This window comes from Sphingobium sp. TomMM15 (assembly GCF_055397045.1).
On record NZ_AP027317.1, the window covers coordinates 26,525 to 43,479 of the forward strand.

The 16,955-nt window shown below is 62.4% G+C and carries 19 protein-coding genes; all 19 read left to right on the forward strand.

The window, feature by feature from the left end:
• The first annotated feature begins 14 nt into the window (after positions 1-14).
• Complete coding sequence (locus ACZ51H_RS18480) at positions 15-758, forward strand: LuxR family transcriptional regulator (RefSeq protein WP_464803759.1); 744 nt, start codon at positions 15-17, stop codon at positions 756-758.
• 72 nt (positions 759-830) lie between these two features.
• Positions 831-1,442: an acyl-homoserine-lactone synthase gene (locus tag ACZ51H_RS18485; RefSeq protein ID WP_464803760.1), complete on the forward strand. Its 612-nt coding sequence runs from the start codon at positions 831-833 to the stop codon at positions 1,440-1,442.
• 10 nt (positions 1,443-1,452) lie between these two features.
• Entirely contained in the window at positions 1,453-2,397 is a 945-nt protein-coding gene (locus tag ACZ51H_RS18490) for a phytanoyl-CoA dioxygenase family protein (protein ID WP_464803761.1), read from the forward strand.
• Between the two features lie 50 nt (positions 2,398-2,447).
• Positions 2,448-2,789, forward strand: a complete 342-nt coding sequence (locus ACZ51H_RS18495; protein WP_464803762.1) for a hypothetical protein — start codon at positions 2,448-2,450, stop codon at positions 2,787-2,789.
• The gene (locus tag ACZ51H_RS18500; RefSeq protein ID WP_464803763.1) at positions 2,786-3,451 is read left to right on the forward strand and encodes a lytic transglycosylase domain-containing protein; all 666 of its coding nucleotides are present in this window, start codon (positions 2,786-2,788) and stop codon (positions 3,449-3,451) included. The genes ACZ51H_RS18495 and ACZ51H_RS18500 overlap by 4 nt, the downstream gene beginning before the upstream one ends.
• The gene (locus ACZ51H_RS18505) at positions 3,448-3,786 is read left to right on the forward strand and encodes a TrbC/VirB2 family protein (RefSeq protein ID WP_021245259.1); all 339 of its coding nucleotides are present in this window, start codon (positions 3,448-3,450) and stop codon (positions 3,784-3,786) included. The genes ACZ51H_RS18500 and ACZ51H_RS18505 overlap by 4 nt, the downstream gene beginning before the upstream one ends.
• Positions 3,783-4,133, forward strand: coding sequence for a VirB3 family type IV secretion system protein (locus ACZ51H_RS18510; RefSeq protein WP_155187980.1), 351 nt, complete (start codon positions 3,783-3,785; stop codon positions 4,131-4,133). Before ACZ51H_RS18505 ends, ACZ51H_RS18510 begins: the two co-directional genes overlap by 4 nt.
• The gene (locus ACZ51H_RS18515) at positions 4,126-6,537 is read left to right on the forward strand and encodes a VirB4 family type IV secretion/conjugal transfer ATPase (RefSeq protein ID WP_464803764.1); all 2,412 of its coding nucleotides are present in this window, start codon (positions 4,126-4,128) and stop codon (positions 6,535-6,537) included. The genes ACZ51H_RS18510 and ACZ51H_RS18515 overlap by 8 nt, the downstream gene beginning before the upstream one ends.
• A gap of 3 nt (positions 6,538-6,540) precedes the next feature.
• Entirely contained in the window at positions 6,541-7,254 is a 714-nt protein-coding gene (locus ACZ51H_RS18520; protein ID WP_464803765.1) for a TrbJ/VirB5 family protein, read from the forward strand.
• On the forward strand, positions 7,251-7,469 hold the full coding sequence (locus ACZ51H_RS18525) for an EexN family lipoprotein (protein ID WP_007681948.1): 219 nt from the start codon (positions 7,251-7,253) through the stop codon (positions 7,467-7,469). Before ACZ51H_RS18520 ends, ACZ51H_RS18525 begins: the two co-directional genes overlap by 4 nt.
• 16 nt (positions 7,470-7,485) lie before the next feature.
• Entirely contained in the window at positions 7,486-8,430 is a 945-nt protein-coding gene (locus ACZ51H_RS18530) for a TrbL/VirB6 family protein (protein WP_464803766.1), read from the forward strand.
• Between the two features lie 334 nt (positions 8,431-8,764).
• Positions 8,765-9,463 carry a VirB8 family type IV secretion system protein gene (locus ACZ51H_RS18535; protein ID WP_464803767.1) on the forward strand — a complete coding sequence of 233 codons (699 nt, stop codon included), beginning with the start codon at positions 8,765-8,767 and terminating at the stop codon, positions 9,461-9,463.
• Entirely contained in the window at positions 9,460-10,317 is an 858-nt protein-coding gene (virB9, locus tag ACZ51H_RS18540; RefSeq protein ID WP_464803768.1) for a P-type conjugative transfer protein VirB9, read from the forward strand. The genes ACZ51H_RS18535 and virB9 overlap by 4 nt, the downstream gene beginning before the upstream one ends.
• A gap of 3 nt (positions 10,318-10,320) precedes the next feature.
• The gene (virB10, locus tag ACZ51H_RS18545; protein WP_464803769.1) at positions 10,321-11,544 is read left to right on the forward strand and encodes a type IV secretion system protein VirB10; all 1,224 of its coding nucleotides are present in this window, start codon (positions 10,321-10,323) and stop codon (positions 11,542-11,544) included.
• Between the two features lie 3 nt (positions 11,545-11,547).
• Complete coding sequence (gene virB11 / locus ACZ51H_RS18550) at positions 11,548-12,552, forward strand: P-type DNA transfer ATPase VirB11 (protein ID WP_464803770.1); 1,005 nt, start codon at positions 11,548-11,550, stop codon at positions 12,550-12,552.
• Positions 12,536-14,497, forward strand: coding sequence for a type IV secretory system conjugative DNA transfer family protein (locus tag ACZ51H_RS18555; RefSeq protein ID WP_464803771.1), 1,962 nt, complete (start codon positions 12,536-12,538; stop codon positions 14,495-14,497). Before virB11 ends, ACZ51H_RS18555 begins: the two co-directional genes overlap by 17 nt.
• Positions 14,487-15,350: an LPD7 domain-containing protein gene (locus tag ACZ51H_RS18560; RefSeq protein WP_464803772.1), complete on the forward strand. Its 864-nt coding sequence runs from the start codon at positions 14,487-14,489 to the stop codon at positions 15,348-15,350. The genes ACZ51H_RS18555 and ACZ51H_RS18560 overlap by 11 nt, the downstream gene beginning before the upstream one ends.
• A gap of 45 nt (positions 15,351-15,395) precedes the next feature.
• Positions 15,396-16,088, forward strand: coding sequence for a hypothetical protein (locus ACZ51H_RS18565; protein WP_464803773.1), 693 nt, complete (start codon positions 15,396-15,398; stop codon positions 16,086-16,088).
• Positions 16,089-16,148: 60 nt separating this feature from the next.
• Complete coding sequence (locus ACZ51H_RS18570; protein WP_464803783.1) at positions 16,149-16,925, forward strand: protein NO VEIN domain-containing protein; 777 nt, start codon at positions 16,149-16,151, stop codon at positions 16,923-16,925.
• Positions 16,926-16,955 lie beyond the last annotated feature (30 nt).

Here is a 16,955-nt window from a genome sequence, read left to right on the forward strand (position 1 = left end):
TCGCTTGGGCCGTAATGATCGGGCTTGGCCAAGTTCAGGAATTCTGCGCGGTCGCCGCGACAATCGAGGACAGTCGAGCACTCGCCGGCCTGATGGCCGAGATCACGCGTGAGATGGGTTTTCGGTACTTTGCCCTGGTCCACCATATCGACCTTAAGCCAGCGGTGAGCTCTGTCCATATCGTCGATTATCCGCCAGAATGGGTGGAGCGTTTCCAGGCGCGTCGCCTCTATGCGAGTGACCCGATCCACCGTGCCAGCCATCGCACCAATATCGGCTTTGCCTGGTCGGCGGTGCAATCCCTCATCACGCTCAGCGCTGCTGATCGGTCGATCCTGGCGGAGGCGCACGACGCCGGGCTGGGCGATGGTTTCACGGTTCCTGCCCATATTCCTGGTGAGGTGAATGGGTCCTGCTCATTCGCCATGGGGTCAGACGACGTGCTCGATCAACGACAGCTCCCGCTCGTCCAGCTGATCGGCAGCTTCGCATTCGAAGCTGCGCGCAGACTGTCCCAGCAAACCCAAGCTCCATGCGAAGGCCCGAGCCTGACTGAGCGGCAGGCTGAATGTGTAGCGCTGGTCGCGCGCGGGAAAACCGACTGGGAGATTAGCCAAATCCTCGGCATTGGGCAGGAAACGGTGATCCAGCATGTAAAGGATGCGCGCGACCGCTACGGCGTGACGAAGCGCACGCTGCTGGCGATCCGCGCATTGTTCGATGGACAGATCAGCTTCGCAGATGTTTTCGGCCGATGATCTCCCCAGGACTGGGGATAACCGAAAGGACGCGGGCCTGATCGACTGACCGCCTCACCAAAGGAGGCTGTCATGCATATCGAAACCGGCGCTGCCCGCGCCATGGAGAACCGCCTGTTCCGTTCGATGTTCGAAGAACGCAAACGGGTATTTGTCGATCTTCTGCGCTGGGACGTGCCGGTCGTCGCCGGCCGCTATGAAATCGACCAGTTCGACAATGACCGTGCCGTCTACATCGTGATAGCCGACGCCGAGGGCGAGCATCTTGCCTCGGCGCGGCTGCTTCCCACGACCGGTGACCATATTCTCGGCACCATTTTCTCCGAACTATGTGAACAAGCGCCTCCCCAGGGTGGTGCGATCCTCGAGATCACGCGCTTTTGTCTTGCACGACGATTGCGCGCACGAGAGCGCCTGGAGGTGCGCAATCGGCTGGTGTCCGCGCTCGTCGAATATGCGCTCTGCAATCATATCGGCAGTTACACCGGCGTCGCTGAGTGGTCCTGGTTCCAACAGATCCTGAGCTTTGGCTGGGCATGCCGTCCCCTCGGCACCCCCGGCTCGACAAGCGGACGCTGCCTTGTCGCCTTACAGATCGACATTGACGGCCGCACCCGCGAGCAGCTGCAGGCCAGCGGCATCTGGCGCTCGGTCGGCCTTGCCGATCTAGCCCAGGCTGCTTGAGGAGGGCGCTATGACAAATCTCTCCACCTATCGCCAAGCTGTCGAACCTGCGGTCGATGACGATTTGCAGCGGCAGGGCTTCTGCGTGTTGCGGGACATCGCATCCAAGACAGAGATCGCGGAGATCGATCAGGCCCTCGATCCGCGTTTTGCCGCCACACCCTTTTGTCAGGGCGGCTTCTACGGTCCGCGCACCAAGCGCTTCGGCGGCCTTTTGAAACGCGTACCTGCTGTCGAGCGGCTCGTGCGCCATCCCGCGATCATGTGTTTGGTGCGGTCGGTTCTCGACCCCTGGTGCGATACCATCCAGCTCAACCTGACGCAGGCGCTCGAACTGCATCCAGGAGCCCCGACGCAGTTTCCTCACAGGGATCAGGATATGTGGCGTGGCCCGACCGGCGAGATCGAATATCTCGTCAACGTGATGTGGCCGATTTCTCCGTTCAAAGCTGAAAACGGCGCCACATTGATCTGGCCTGGGAGCCATAATGCCGGCTCCACGCAGGACGCGCAGCCCGTGGCGGTTGAGGCGGAGCGGGGTTCGGCGATCCTCTTCCTCGGTTCTACGCTGCATGGCGCCGGCGCCAACATGACTGGCGCGATCCGGCGTGGCATCATTGTCAGCTATTGCTTGGGCTGGCTGAAGCCCTACGAAAATCAATGGCTGACCTATCCGCCCAATGCGGCCCGTGCGTTCGATCCAGAGCTTGCCGCGCTGGTCGGCTACCAGCAGCACCGTCCCAATCTCGGCAATTATGACGGCCAGTGTCCGTCCATCCTGCTTCGGGGCGAACCGCCGGAATATCTAGCTGCCACCGATGCCCTGCGCCCCGATCAGGAAGGTGCGCTGGCCGAATTCCTGGACCAGCAACGCACAGGCCAACTCCCCCCGGCTGGGGGGATTGCCGAAATCGGGGCCGGGCGGAACAAAAGAGAGGTGAAATCCAACGGATAGCTGACGCCAATTCCCGACGTGGGAGGTGTCTCTCGCGGGGGAATGACCCGATGCAACGCGTGACTCTCAGCCTGGCGGCGCTCGCCATGGGCACCGCCCTTCGACCGACTCCCGCGCGAGCGAATGACTTGGGCTGCCAGGATCTACTGTGCCTTTCCAATCCTAGTGGCGCGACGCAATATGCCCAGTGCGTCGCGCCCATGACCAAGTTGTGGCAGCGCTTGGCCACCGGCGGCTCTCTTCCCGCCTGTAGCGGCGGCGGTGTTGCTCGTACCAAGGTCTACGATCGCGATTCCGCAACGCGGCGCCGGGTTGTCATGACCTTCAGCGATGGACGCCGCGAGACCTACTCGCTGGCCCATATCGAGCGGCTGCAGGATCTCGCTCGATGATCGACGTCGCCAGTCTTCTCGCCCTTGCAGGCTCATGCGCGCCAAGCGTGGCGCCTGAGACGCTGATCTCGATCGTTCACACGGAAAGCCGATTCAACACGCTGGCGATCGGGGTCAACAGTCCGGGTGCGCGCAAGCCGGTGCCGGCGACGAGGGCACAGGCGATTGCCGCCGCGCGTCGCCTCATTCGCCAAGGCCACAACATCGACTTGGGCTTGGGGCAGATCAACAGCGCCAACCTCGGATGGCTGGGTCTGTCGGTGGAGGATGCCTTCGAGCCGTGCCGCAACCTTGCCGCCGCCGCGCGGGTGTTGACGACCAATTATCAGTCGGTGGCGCACTCCGCCCAGAGTTCGGACCATGCGATCGCAACAGCGCTCTCGCTCTACAATACCGGCGATCGGCGGCGCGGCTTTCGCAATGGTTATGTCGCCCGGGTTTATGCCAGCGCGTCGACCATCATCCCCCTGATCCGCGGCAGGCTAACAGCGCCGGCCCTGCCGGCGCGCGTCCAGCTTGCCGACGCGGCGATCGCCAAACGGCAACCCTCTGGGCTCGCAGCGGCGCAGGCGGCCGGTTGGAACACCGTTGCCGATGCCCGGCAAGCCTCGCTCATGGTCTTCGGGGACGGGGCAACTTCTCAGAAAGGACAGCATCCATGACAGCGATCACCGCCCGCCTGGGCTCCCAGCCCCAATGGGCGCGTCTTCTGCTGCGCATCGCCGGCATCGTCGGCCTGGCGATGCTTCTCTCTTTGCTGCTGAGTGATCCTGCTCATGCGCAAGGCGCGGACGGCATCACGTCCATGGCGGAGAACATCAAGACCTGGCTGACGGGAACTTTCGCCAAGACGATCGCGGTCATCGCCGTCGTCATCGTCGGCTTCATGTTCTTCACCGGACGGGCGAGCCTCGGCCTTTTGGTGACGGTCATCGTCGGCATTTTCATCGTCTTCAGCGCGCAGTGGATCGTCGATACCATCACAGGTGGCGCGTGAAGGAGGCAGCGCCCTCGAACGAGCGGCTGCGCGAGGAAACGCTTTTCCTTGCGGTGACCCGGCCGACGATGTGGCTGGGCGTACCGCTCGAAGCGTCCTTGCCGATCGCGCTTGCTGCCTGTCTCACCCTGATTGTTAGCGGAAATCCGCTTTACGCGGTGGCGATCGGCGGCGCGTGCCTCGCGGTGGCGCGCCTCATCGTGCGCCACGACGCCAATGCCTTTCGCCTGCTATGGTTATGGACTTTGACCAAGGCGCGCTGCCGGAACCGCGGCTGGTGGGGCGGCAGTTCCTATTCGCCGCTGCCGGTCGCGGGGATGAAGCGCAAGGGTTTCGCGCGTGGCTAGCGCCGCCGCCCAGCTGCCGCCGCGCAAGACGCCCTGGCGGGTTCTGGCCCGAGAAGCGGAGCCCGGGCGCTATCTTCCCTATGCCCGCCATGTGACGCCCGATGTGATTGCGCTCGATAGCGGCGATCTCATGATGATGTTCCGTCTCGAAGGGCTGGCTTTCGAGACAGCTGATCCGATCCACCTCAATGATTGGCACGAGAAGCTCAACGGCACCTGGCGCAACATCGCCGACGATCGGCTTGCGATCTGGACCCACATCGTCCGCTCAGCCGTAGGGGACTATCCCGAAGGGCAGTTCCGCTCAAAGTTCGCCGCCGAGCTCGACGGTAAATATCGGGCGCGCGTCACCGCCAAGCGGATGTTCGTCAATGAGCATTATCTGACGCTGCTCATGCGTCCGGCCGTCGGATCGGCCGACCGGACCGGGCTGCTGCTCAAGCGGATCGCGAAAGCCAAGGCCGCGGAGGAGGAAGTCGATCCCGACGAACTGGCGCGCTTCGAGGAGAAGGCGCGCGACATCGAGAAGCTGCTCCGCCGCTGCAGCCCGGCGCGCCTCGCCCTCTACGAGCATAATGGCCTGATCTTCTCCGCCCCGCTTGAGGTGCTCGAGCAAGTGATGATGGGTGCGCGATCCAGGGTTCCGCTCGTCCGCGGTCATCTGGGATCGGCGCTTTACGGTGAGCGTGTGATTTTCGGACGCGAGACGGTCGAGATCCGCGCCCATGACGCGAGCCGCTGGCAGGGGATCTTCGGCATCAGGGAATATCCCGCGCTGACGCGCCCGGGACAGATGAATGCCTTGCTCGGCCAGGATTTCGCCTTCGTCGTCTCGCAATCCTTCACCTTCATGGGCAAGGCGCGGGCAGCCGAACGGCTGCGCCGCCGGCAAAACCAGATGGCCTCGACCGAGGATGCCGCAGCGAGCCAGGCGCTCGATCTCGCCGATGCCGCCGACGATCTGCAAAGCAACCGGTTCGTGCTCGGGGAGCATCATTTCTCGCTGGCGCTCTTCGCCGATAGCCAAAGGCTGCTTGCCGACAATCTCTCGGCCGCGCGCGCGGCACTGGCCGATGCCGGTTTGGTGGCGGCGCGCGAAGGACCAGCGCTTGAAGCGGCGTTTTGGGCGCAGCTGCCCGGAAATTTCGCATGGCGGGCGCGGCCGGCGGCGATCACCTCGCGCAATTTTGCTGCCTTGGCGCCGTTCCATACCTACCCCGCAGGCCGGGCCAAGGAGAACCATTGGGGGCCTGCGATCGCTATGATGAAGACGGCCGCGCAATCGCCCTATTATTTCAACTTCCATGTCGGCGATTTGGGCCACACACTGATTATTGGTCCTTCCGGCGCGGGCAAGACCGTCGTCCAGAATTTTTTGATGGCGCAGCTTGAGAAGACGGGCGCGCAGCAGATTTTCATCGATAAGGACCGCGGCGCGGAGATTTATGTCCGGTCTGCGGGCGGGATCTATCTGACGCTGAAGAATGGGGAGCCTACAGGTTTCGCTCCGCTGCGGGCACTCGACTATGGTCCGCGCAATCTTGTCTTCCTGGGGCGCTTGATCCGCCAGCTAGTGACGCCGGTCGGAGGCCAGCTCGGCGTCACACAGGAGCGTATGATCGACGAGGGGCTGGCCTCGCTCGGACGCCTCGCGCCGGAGGACCGCTCCATTCTCGCGCTTCGCCAGCTGCTCGGTCAGCGCGACCCGGAAGGCATCGGTGCCCGGCTGGAGAAATGGGCGCGGGGCGGTTCGCTCGGCTGGGTGTTCGACAATGAGATCGACGCTTTGTCACTGGAGGCGCCGTTCGTCGGTTTCGACATGACCGATTTTCTCGACAACCCCGAAGTTCGCACGCCGCTCATGATGTACATGTTCCACCGGATCGACGGTCTCCTCGACGGCCGGCGGCTTGTGATCGACATCGACGAATTCTGGAAAGCCTTGGGGGACGATGCGTTCCGCGCCTTTGCGCAGGACGGCCTCAAGACCTACCGCAAGCAGAATGCCTTTCTTGTCTTCGGCACGCAAAGCCCTGCGGATGCGCTGCGTTCGGACATTTCGCACAGCATCATGGAGCAGGTTGCGACCAAGATACTGCTTCCCAACCCCTACGGCCGCGAAACGGACTATGTCGATGGACTGGGTCTGACCCAGGCGGAATTCAAGCTCATCCGCCATGATCTGAATCCGGAATCCCGCCGGTTCCTGGTCAAGCAAGGGCATGACTCAATTGTCGTCGAGCTCGATCTTGGCGGTCTCTCCGACGAGCTGGCAGTTCTCTCGGGCACTACGGAAACGGTGACGCTGCTCGATGCCATCCGCGCCGAGGTCGGCGACGATCCCGAAAACTGGCTGCCTCTCTTTCACCAGCAGCGTCGGTCTCCATCGAGCAGGAAAGGATGAGCTATGCGTAAAGGCAAAATCGCAGCGATCGGTGCGATTATCCTGGGAACAGCAGGTCCGGCCGCCGCCCAAGGCATACCGGTCTATGACAGCTCCGGCTATTTGCAGGCGCTCGCCACGGTCAAGAACACCCTATCGATGATCGAGCAGGGCAAGGAGCAGATCGCCGAGGCCAAGCAGCTCTACGGTAGCTTCAATCAGGTCACCAACGTCAACGGCATTGCCCCGTCGCTTTCCACCGACACGATGCGCCATCTTCTGCCGCGCGAGGCCCGCGACCTCGGCAGGTTGATGTCGTCGGACAATGCGAGCCTGGGATCGCTTGGCAGTGCCGCGACCCGGATTCGCGATGCCAACCGCATTGCGCTGCCGGACCTGCGGCCAGGCGCCTCAGCCTATGAGCGGGCGTCGCGCGACACTCTGTTGCGAAATGGCGATCTAGCCGCCCGCGATGCCGCGATCGCGGAGTCGGCCTATGGCGTCTCGGCCCAACGCACAGCGGGCTTGGAAGACCTGCGCACCTCGCTCGATACGGCGTCGGACGCGAAACAGGTCATGGACATCCAGGCAAGGGTAGGGGTCGAAAACGCCCACATCCAAAATGATGCCCTGCAATTGGAGGCGCTGCGGATGCGGCAGGAAGCCGACGTTCGGCTACGGTCGCAGCGCGAGAGCGAGACAATATTGGCTTCAAAGCTCGGGAGCCTATCACAATGACGGGCAAGGCTTTCTTGCTGGCGGCATTGGCGACAGCTGTCTTAACCGGGTGTGAGCGAGCGCCGCGCGGGAAGGACTATCTGAATTCCCATCCCGAGGAACTGAGCGAGCTTACCAAGGCTTGCGCCGATGGCTCGCACCCGAACAAGCAGGAGTGCTCGAACGCCGAAAGCCTTCGAACACTCAACAACAAAATGCAGTCGCTCTCACGGTAGCGCGTTGTAATTCGACATGGCTACGGACTTGTTCAGCTCACTTTACACGAACATTGATGGAAAGATGGACCTTTTCTTAAATGAGCGTCTTCAAAATGTGGTCGACGTTGTGCGCGGGCCGCTGGCACTCGGCCTCGTAATCTATATCGCCCTTTTTGGTTACATGGTGATGCGTGGGATCATCAGCGAGCCTTGGGGCGAGCTGTTCTACCGTATGGTCAAGCTCTGCCTGCTGTATATTGCCGCAACGACGGTCGCCTATTCTGAGTGGATCACCATGCCGCTTTTTCATGGGATGCCGGACGCGATCTCTCAGGCTCTCGCTGGGAAGACGATCGGGACAGCTGGCCAAGCTTTTGACGATTACTACGCCCAAAGCGATGTCATTATAGCGCGTATTGAGACTGAGGCGGCGACTTACAGCGATATCAACCCTTATAAATTGGTACTTTATGCGTTGAGCTTGGGGCTTAAGGCGCTCGCAGGTCTCTCGGCGGCTATCGGCTTCGCAATTACGATATTTGCCAAAGTTGCACTCGCGATCATTATAGCCCTAGGACCCATTTTCATCGCCCTCGCATTGTTCGAACCGACAAGGCGGTTCTTTCATGGATGGCTTGGACAAACCATAAATTACATTGTCTTGCTTGCTGTAATCATTGCGGTCACGACTCTGATTACCGATCTCGGAGCAGCTGCAACGGCAGCATCTGAAGGAGTCGTGGATACGGCATTCGGCGCCGTTCTGTTTGCTGCATACATATTTCTTGGCACAATCTTCTTCTTCCAGGCTCCTGCGATTGCCACTGGCATTGCGGGCGGGGCGGCCGCCGGGGTCGGCGCCTTCGCCGGGACCGCATGGGGGACAATGGCCTCTCCCTTCCGACAACGCCGCATTGCGCGCAACAGCCGCAATCTGGAGCGCGCCGCTCGTCGGGGCGGCTCCATCGAAGCGGCATAGCGAGACATCACCATGACCTTGCCCTGTCCTCAAAAGTCGACGTTCACCGTCCGTCAGGTTACTTTCTGCCTGCTCGGCAGCCTTCCACTGCTGGGCCTCGCGGCATGCGCTTCCGGACCCAAGAAGCTGGCCGTTTGCAACGGGCACCATCTGCGTGACGTGAATATCTATGGGAGCGTTCTGCCCGGATCGCCGGTGCCGGCGACTACAGCGCCGCGTGCCGCGCCGCCCATTCCTCCATTGTCTCATCCGCAGGTGGGCGATCCACCGCCTCCGCCCGCAGTGCCAGCGCCTCCGGACGATAAGGTTTCCTTTGCGCCAAGGGACATTCGTTATGCGAGTTGCTGACAATGGCGCAGAGGCGGTGCCTGCTTCCGGGCTCAAGCGCTATTTCGAGGAAGCGCGAAGCTGGGACCAGGACAGGGTTCGATCGGCATTGCGATCGACACGTATTGCTTGGACTGTTGCGGCGGTAACCTCAGTCCTTGCGGCCGCATCCATTTTTGCTGTCGCCGCGCTGGCCCCGCTCAAGACCGTTGTGCCCTATGTCATTCGGGTCAATCAGACGACGGGCGCGGTGGATGTCCAGACGGCGCTGACCCAGCGGCCGATGCGCTATGATGAGGCGGTCACAAAATACTTTCTCGCGCAATATGTCCGGACGCGTGAAAGCTGGATACCGGCGGCTGCCGAGGAGAATTTCCGCTTCGTGACGATCCTGTCGCAGCCTGCGGAGCAGCAGCGCTGGGCGCGCTTCTTCAGCAACAACAATGCCGCCAGTCCGCAGAACGCCTGGGGGAAGAACGTCGTTGTGCAAGCACGAGTGCGCAACATCGCCTTCATCAATGATCGGGTCGCTAACGTGCGCTTTACGCGGGAGATCCAGACCGAGACGGATACGCAGAGCAGCGATTGGATCGCCACGGTCACTTTCGCCTATGCCAACGCGCCGATGGCCGAAGGTGATCGCTATCGGAACCCGCTCGGCTTCCAGGTCGAAAATTACCGCTCCGACCCGGAGGTGATCCGATGAGGGCGCTCGCTGCCGCGATCATCTTGGCGCTCGCACCCATATCTGCGGGCCATGCGGTTGAGGTGCCGAGGGGCGGCCCGTCCGACCCTCGCGTCAAGTTCGTGGATTACGAGGAAACCCAGGTTTATCGCGTCGTCGGCACCTTTCGGACGGCAACCCAGATTGTCCTCAGTGAGGACGAGACGATCCAGCACGTCGCGCTGGGCGACACCGTCTCCTGGGAGGTCGCGTTGGCCGGGCACATCTTGTTCCTCAAGCCACGCGAGCGGGCTGGACCGACCAACCTCATCGTCACGACGTCCCGCGGTGGCGTATTGCGCAGCTATGCCTTCGAATTGACCGCGCGCAATGGGCCGATCACCGGCCGCAACGGCCACGCTTATTTCCAGGTGCGCTTCCGCTATCCAAGGGACGACGCGGCGCGGTCGGAACGCCTGAGAGCAGCACAGATCGCGATGCAAGCGGCTGCACTGGAGGCCCAGGCTGTACGCGGTGCCCTCGATCATGCGGTGATCGAGGGTCCGCGCAACATGAATTACAAGGTCCAGGGTTCGAGCGATCTGCAGCCGTCGGAGGTTTCCGACAATGGCCAATTCACGGTGCTGCGGTTTCCGGCGAACCGGGAAGTTCCTGCCATTTATCTGGTGAGGCCAGACGGGTCCGAAACGCTGGTTCCCTTCGACGTTCGCGACGAATTCGTCGTCGTTCATTTGGTGGCGCGCCAACTGCGCCTGCGCCGGGGCGGCGAGGTGCTGTGCATCTATAACCAGGCGCCCGAACCTTATGGCGTCGATCATGGAACGAATACCGGATCGCCTCACGTCGAGCGCACCATCACCCATCCGCAGGAATGAACCATGGCCGATGAACCGTCCCCTGTTGTGCGCCCGCTGCCCGGTGCCGATCCAACGCCCGAAAGGCACGAAATTCTTCACGAGCGGGGAATCGAGCCGATCGGCGGCATGACACCTGTGCGGCGCAACACGGCGTTGATCTTCGCCGGCACGGCGATGGTCCTGGGCATTCTTTGGGTGCATTCCGGCACGGGCAAGCAAGCCTCGTCTCGCGACCTCACCGCGCCGGCAGGTGCAGCCCGGGAACGACCCGATATCGTCGCTCGGGAAACCGTCGATTATGCTGCGGTCGCGCCTCAACGCCGGCCGCTCGGGGCAGCCGACGCGGATCCCAATGCGCCGGTGCTCAATCCTGCAGCTGGCGTTCCCGGGCCTGAAGGCCAAATTGTGCCCGCCATGCAGCCGGGCGCGGCACCGAGCGGGACCAGTGCTGCTCGGCCAACGCTTGCCGAGCAGGCGCGGCGGTCCACGCTGATCGCCTATGGAGGTCGCGATCTTGGCCGCGAGGCTGGCGCGCCCACAGCTGCAGGGGCTGCCGGCGAAGCGCCCGACAACGCTGCCGGAGCGCCAGAGAGCAGCGAGGGCAGGGCGCCCAACGCGCTCGATCTTTTGCGGCAAAGCTCGTCGATCGGGGAAGCGCGGGCCGCGATGCTGCCGAACCGCAACTTTCTGATTACGGCGGGCACGTTGATCCCCTGTATCCTGCAAACCGCCATCAATTCCGCGCAGCCCGGTTACACGTCCTGCCTGATTCCGCGGGACGTCTATTCCGAGAACGGCCGGGTCGTACTGATGGAAAAGGGCACGCGCGTTCTCGGCGAATATCGCGGCGGCATCCAGCAAGGGCAAAATCGCCTGCTCGTCCTCTGGACGCGGGCGGTAACGCCTCAGGGCGTGCGGATCGATCTTGCCTCGCCTGGCTCCGATGCACTCGGCCGCGCCGGGCTTGCAGGCGCGGTCGACAGCTTCTTCTGGGCGCGTTTTGGCGGAGCCTTGCTCCTCTCGCTCGTCGATGATGCTGCCTATATCGCCGGACAGGCTGCCTCCAGCGGCAACGGCAATTTCAACAATGTGACGCGGGCGCCCAGCGAAGGGGCGGCGATCGCCCTGCAGAACAATATTAATATCCGGCCGGTGCTGAAGAAGAACCAAGGCGAAGAGGTCGGCATCTTCGTCGCCAAGGATTTCAACTTTGCCGATGTCTACAATCTGGAACTGCGGCGGTAAGCTATGCGCGATACCGCCGTCCTCCGTCACTATCTCGCGCCGCTCCTGCCGCTCCTGGAGCCGGATGATGTCACGGAGCTGGTGGTCAATCGACCGGGGGAAGCGGGGATCGAGGATCGAGAAGGATGGCGCTGGCAGCAGATGCCGGAGCTGGACAGCGACTGGCTGGGGACGCTCGCCGTTGCTGCGGCGAGCTTCACGCACCAGGACATCGATGGTCAGTCCCCGATCTGTTCGACGGTCCTGCCGGGCGGAGAGCGCTGCCAGATCGTCATACCGTCGGTCACCCCAAGCGGTTGTCCTTCCTTCACGATCCGCAAACCGTCGACCGTGACCCTGCCGATCGACCAACTGGCTGGGGCCGGGCTGTTCCGGATGACGCGCGCCAGCGCCAAGGGGCTCACCGATGTCGATGCGCGGTTAGTGGCGCTGCGCGACGCGGGCGACTGGCCGGAATTCTTCAAGGTCGCCGTTCCGGCACGCAAGAACATTCTGGTCAGTGGCGCCACGGGTTCGGGAAAGACGACCCTCGCGAAAGCGCTCATCCAGCTTATCCCTCCGGAGGAGCGGTTGCTCACCATTGAGGACACCCGAGAACTCGTCGTGCCTCATCGCAATGTCGTTCACATGATCTATTCGAGCGAAGGGCAGGGGCTGGCCAAGGTTGGCGCCAAGCAGCTGCTCGAAAGCGCACTGCGCATGCGGCCTGATCGGATCTTGCTGCAGGAACTACGCGACGGCACCGCATTCTTCTATCTGAGGAACGTCAATTCCGGGCATCCCGGATCGATCACGACCGTCCACGCCGGTTCACCCGCCGGCGCGTTCGAGCAGCTAACGCTGCTGGTGAAGGAATCGGAAGGCGGCCGCGATCTTGCGCGCGACGATATTCGCGGGCTCCTTCGCATGCTCGTCGACGTCGTTGTGCAGACACGCCGTCACGGCGGGCGGTTTGAGGTCGAAGAGGTCTATTTCGAGCCGACGGCCGGCGATGCTGCCGCGGCGTAATCCTTGGACACTCGGCCTGGGCGCCATTGGCGCGATCCTGCTGTGGGCCGTCATCACCCTGTTCGTTGCCTTGTTCGGGCTCGGGCAGATCGGACCTAATATCGATCTCGACACTCTGCCGGCCTGGCTCTGGTATTATCGCGGCGATCCGCTGCTCGCTGACTGGATCAAGCGGGGAGCGATGGCTGGCGCCGCCGTGGTCGCGCTTCTTGTCCTCACGATCCTGCGGCGAGGCCCAGCCTTGCACGGCACGGCGCGGTTTGCGCGCGAGGGCGAAATCCGACGCGAGGGGCTGCGCGCGCCATCTGGCATTGTCGTTGGACGCAAAGCAGGACGTTTCCTCATTTTCGGCGGGAACGAGCATGTCCTGCTCGAAGCGCCGACGCGCGCCGGGAAGGGCGTCGGTGTTGTCATCCCCAATCTGCTGACTTGGCCGGATTCGGTCGTCGTGCTCGATGTGAAGCGGGAGAATTGGAGTACCAGCGCCGGTTATCGCCAACGTGCCGGCCAATCGGTTTACCTCTTCGATCCGTTGGACCCTGAAGGCCGGACGGCACGGTACAATCCCCTGGCCCATATCCGGCGAGCCGATGACACCGAAGTCGTCAACGAGCTTCAGAAAATCGCAGTCATGCTCTTCCCCGCGCCGGAACGATCGGACCCGTTCTGGGCCGAAGCGGCGCGGGCGGCCTTCATCGGCGTCGGCTCGCTCGTTGCTGCCAATCCTGGCATGCCCTTCACGATCGGCGAGATCTATCGACGGCTCACCACTGGGGATCCCAAGAGCGATCTTCCCAAGGCCCTGGAAGAAGCGAGGGGGACGGGACAGCGCCTAAGTCAGGCATGCGTTTCGGCAATCCAGGATTTCGCCTCGGCTTCGGACAACACCTTTTCCGGGATTAAGCAGACGATCACGGCGCGCCTCAATCTCTGGCTCAACCCCGTCGTCGATGCGGCGACATCGGCAAGCGATTTCGACCTGCGCGAAGTCCGGGCGCGGCGCATGTCGATCTATCTCGGTGTCTCGCCCGACAATATCGACCGGATCGCGCCGGTTTACAGCCTCTTCCTGCAGCAGCTGGTGGATCTCAACACGCGCGATTTGCCCGATGCTGCCAGCAATGTCCCAGTGCTGATCCTGCTCGATGAATTCGCAAGGCTGGGGAAGGCCTCGGTCATCGCGGGTGGCTTTTCCTATGTCGCTGGATACGGCTTGCGCCTGCTGCCGGTGATCCAGAGCCGGGCGCAGCTGCGGGCCATTTATGGTCCCGATGTTACCGACGAAATCATCGCCAATTGCGGGCTTGAGGTGGTGTTCACGCCCAAGGAGCTGAAGGTCGCGAACGAGCTTTCAGAGCGGCTCGGCTTCTTCACGATGAATGTGAAATCGCGCAGCCGAACGATTCATGGGCTGTTGGCCAATCGCAGCGTGTCGGAATCCGATCAGCGCCGCGCCCTCCTGCTGCCGCAGGAGCTGATGCAGATGCCGAAGACCGAGCTCTTGTTGCTGCGCGGCGGGATCGCGCCGGTTCGTGGTAGGAAGATCGCCTTTTATCGAATGCCGCGCTTCACACGGCGCGTTTTGTCGCCGCCTATTCTGCCGTCGCGGCCTATCCCCGCTGCTACGTCCCCAACTGTTCTGCCGCCAGGCAAGCATCAGGTGGTGTCCCCTTACAATGACGCGCAGGGACCAACGGCGAAGAGCACGGGCGGGGCCTTGCTGGAGGAGACCAAGATGCGGGAAATGACCGATGGTGAACTGGCGGGCGCGGCTAAGATTACCGATGACATGCTGGTCCTGGGCGACCTGACCGACTTGCCGCCGCCCGGCGATGAGGCAGCGGCCATCGCTTTCGTGTCATCGATGATCGAGCGGGCGCTCGTGCAGACGGAAGGGGCGTCATCTTCACCCCTCATCCAGGAAAGGACAGATCATGGCCGCTGAAAAACCTGTGGTGCCACGCGGTATGAGCAAGCGTAGCAATACGATCGCTCAGGACGCCGCAGCCAAGTCGGCGAACGCGGCGCAATCGTCGCCCGAAGCAACCAAGAAGGGGAAATCGATCGATCCGTCCATCCTCCAGGCGTCGTCGTCTGGTGACATTCCGGATGCCTTGCGAAAGCGCTATTTCTCCACGACGAACAAATGGTCGGGCGAGCCTGCTTATTTCACGAGTGCGCAGGCTAAGGAACCGGCGTTCCGCGACCAAGGCAGACGGCTCATCACCTCCAGCGAGAGCGACGAGGTTGTGCGCGATCTCGTTGCCATCGCTCGCCATCGCGGGTGGTCGCACGTCCATGTTACCGGCAGTGAGACGTTCCGAAGGGCCGCGTGGCTCGAAGCCAGTCGCCAAGGTTTGGAAGTACGAGGATATCGGCCGAGCGAACGGGATTTGCAGGAGCTGGACCGACTGCGGCGCGATGCTAGTCGCAACAGCATCGCCCCTGCCGTCACGGCGCCGGCATCGCGCGAACCCAGTCGCGATCGACGCCAGGCTGATGAGGGGTCTAGGCATACGCCGTCCGAACAAAGCCGGGAGAAGAATGCGCGGGCGGCACAGAGCCAGCTTCGCGTGATCGAGACAGTGGTGCGCGCGGCCTTGTTCGACAATCCCGATGCTGTTGCCAGAGTGATGAAGGTGGCAAACGACAAGGTGCGAACGCATCTACAGGCGGGTCGGCAGTTTCAGGCGGCCAAGGTGCGGGACACCTCGGTCCGGGCCGTTGAGCCGTCAGGCCGGAACCGGCAGGAACCCGGCAAGGAACGAGCGCCGCTGCAACGATCTCGAGGCCGTTGATCGAGAGGGATTGAGCCTGACCAGCAAGGCTTTACCATATCGGTCATGGCCTATCGCTATCCGCCCGGCAGCCCGCTGCACCATGAGAACTTGAAGGCCAAGCAGCGCGAGCTGCGTGGCGATTTTCCCGAGCCGCTGACGCTCAGGGTGCATCGCGCGCTGTCGTGGCTGCGCCGTGCCGAGGCCGAGCAGACCGATGAGGATGTGCGTTTCATCCTGCTCTGGATCGGCTTCAACGCGGCCTATGCTGGCGACGTTGAAGCATCGCGGGTGATTGGTATCCCCGAGGGTGAGCGGGGATTGTTCCAAGCCTTCTTCGCAACCCTTGTGGGCTTTGATGGCAAACATCGCATCTACGACATGGTCTGGCAGCGCTTCCCTCAGGAAATCCGGGTGCTGCTCGCAAACCGCTATGTCTTCCATCCCTTTTGGCAGCATCACAATGGTGCGTCCGGCTATGCCGACTGGGCTGACAGGCTCGAGCGGTCGCGGACAGCGATAGGCGCCGCACTGCGCGATCATGACACGGCCAAGATACTCTCGATCCTGTTCGACCGGCTTTATGTGCTGCGCAACCAACTGGTGCATGGTGGCTCGACATGGAACAGCGATGTCAATCGCGCCCAGGTCAGGGACGGCGCCGCGCTGCTCGGCTGCTTGCTGCCGATCTTCATCGATCTCATGATGGACAATGCCGGGCATGAATGGCCAATGCCGAACTACCCGGTGGTGGAATAGGGCGTGGCGGAAGTCTGGTCCGATCAGGAAATTGATCACATCGTCGCCGACTATTTCGCCATGCTCACCGACGAGCTGGTTGGTCGCTCCTTCAACAAAGCGGCGCGAAACCGCGATCTTCAGGCCGTGATCGACCGCAGCAAGGGCTCGATTGAGTTCAAGCATCAGAACATCAGCGCGGTCTTGCTCGGCCTTGGTCAGCCTTGGATCGAGGGCTACAAGCCGGCCGCCAATTTCCAGAATGCGCTGGTTGATGGCGTCCTGCGGTGGTTGGAGGCGCGGCCCGAATGGCTGGCTCCCGACAGGCTCTCACGAGCTGCCCTGAACGTACCCGAAACGCAAGGATCACTGCGGATCGGGCCGCCGCCCACGGTGCGCAACGAACCGTCGCCGATCGATCCAGCGTTCATGGCCGCGATCGGCCGCAAATATGATGTCGCCGAGCGCGATGCGCGCAACCGGGCGCTTGGCAAGGCGGGTGAAGAATGTGTGCTGCATCACGAGCGCCGTCATTTATCTGCCGCGGGCCGCGACGATCTCGCGGACAAAGTCCGCTGGACATCTGTGCAGGATGGCGATGGTTTTGGCTTCGATATCCGGAGCTTTGAAGCGGATGGGCGCGAGAAGCTGATCGAGGTCAAGACCACCAATGGATGGGAGCGCACGCCCTTCCATATCTCTCGCAATGAGCTGGCCGTCGCAGATACGAGGCGCGAGGAATGGTGCCTCATGCGGCTGTGGAATTTCGCCCGTGCGCCAAGCGCCTTCACGCTGCGCTCGCCCCTGAGCGATCACGCACAATTGACGGCGACCAGCTTCCTCGCCGAGCTCAATTGAAAGCCGCCGCCACGAAGGACGATACAAATC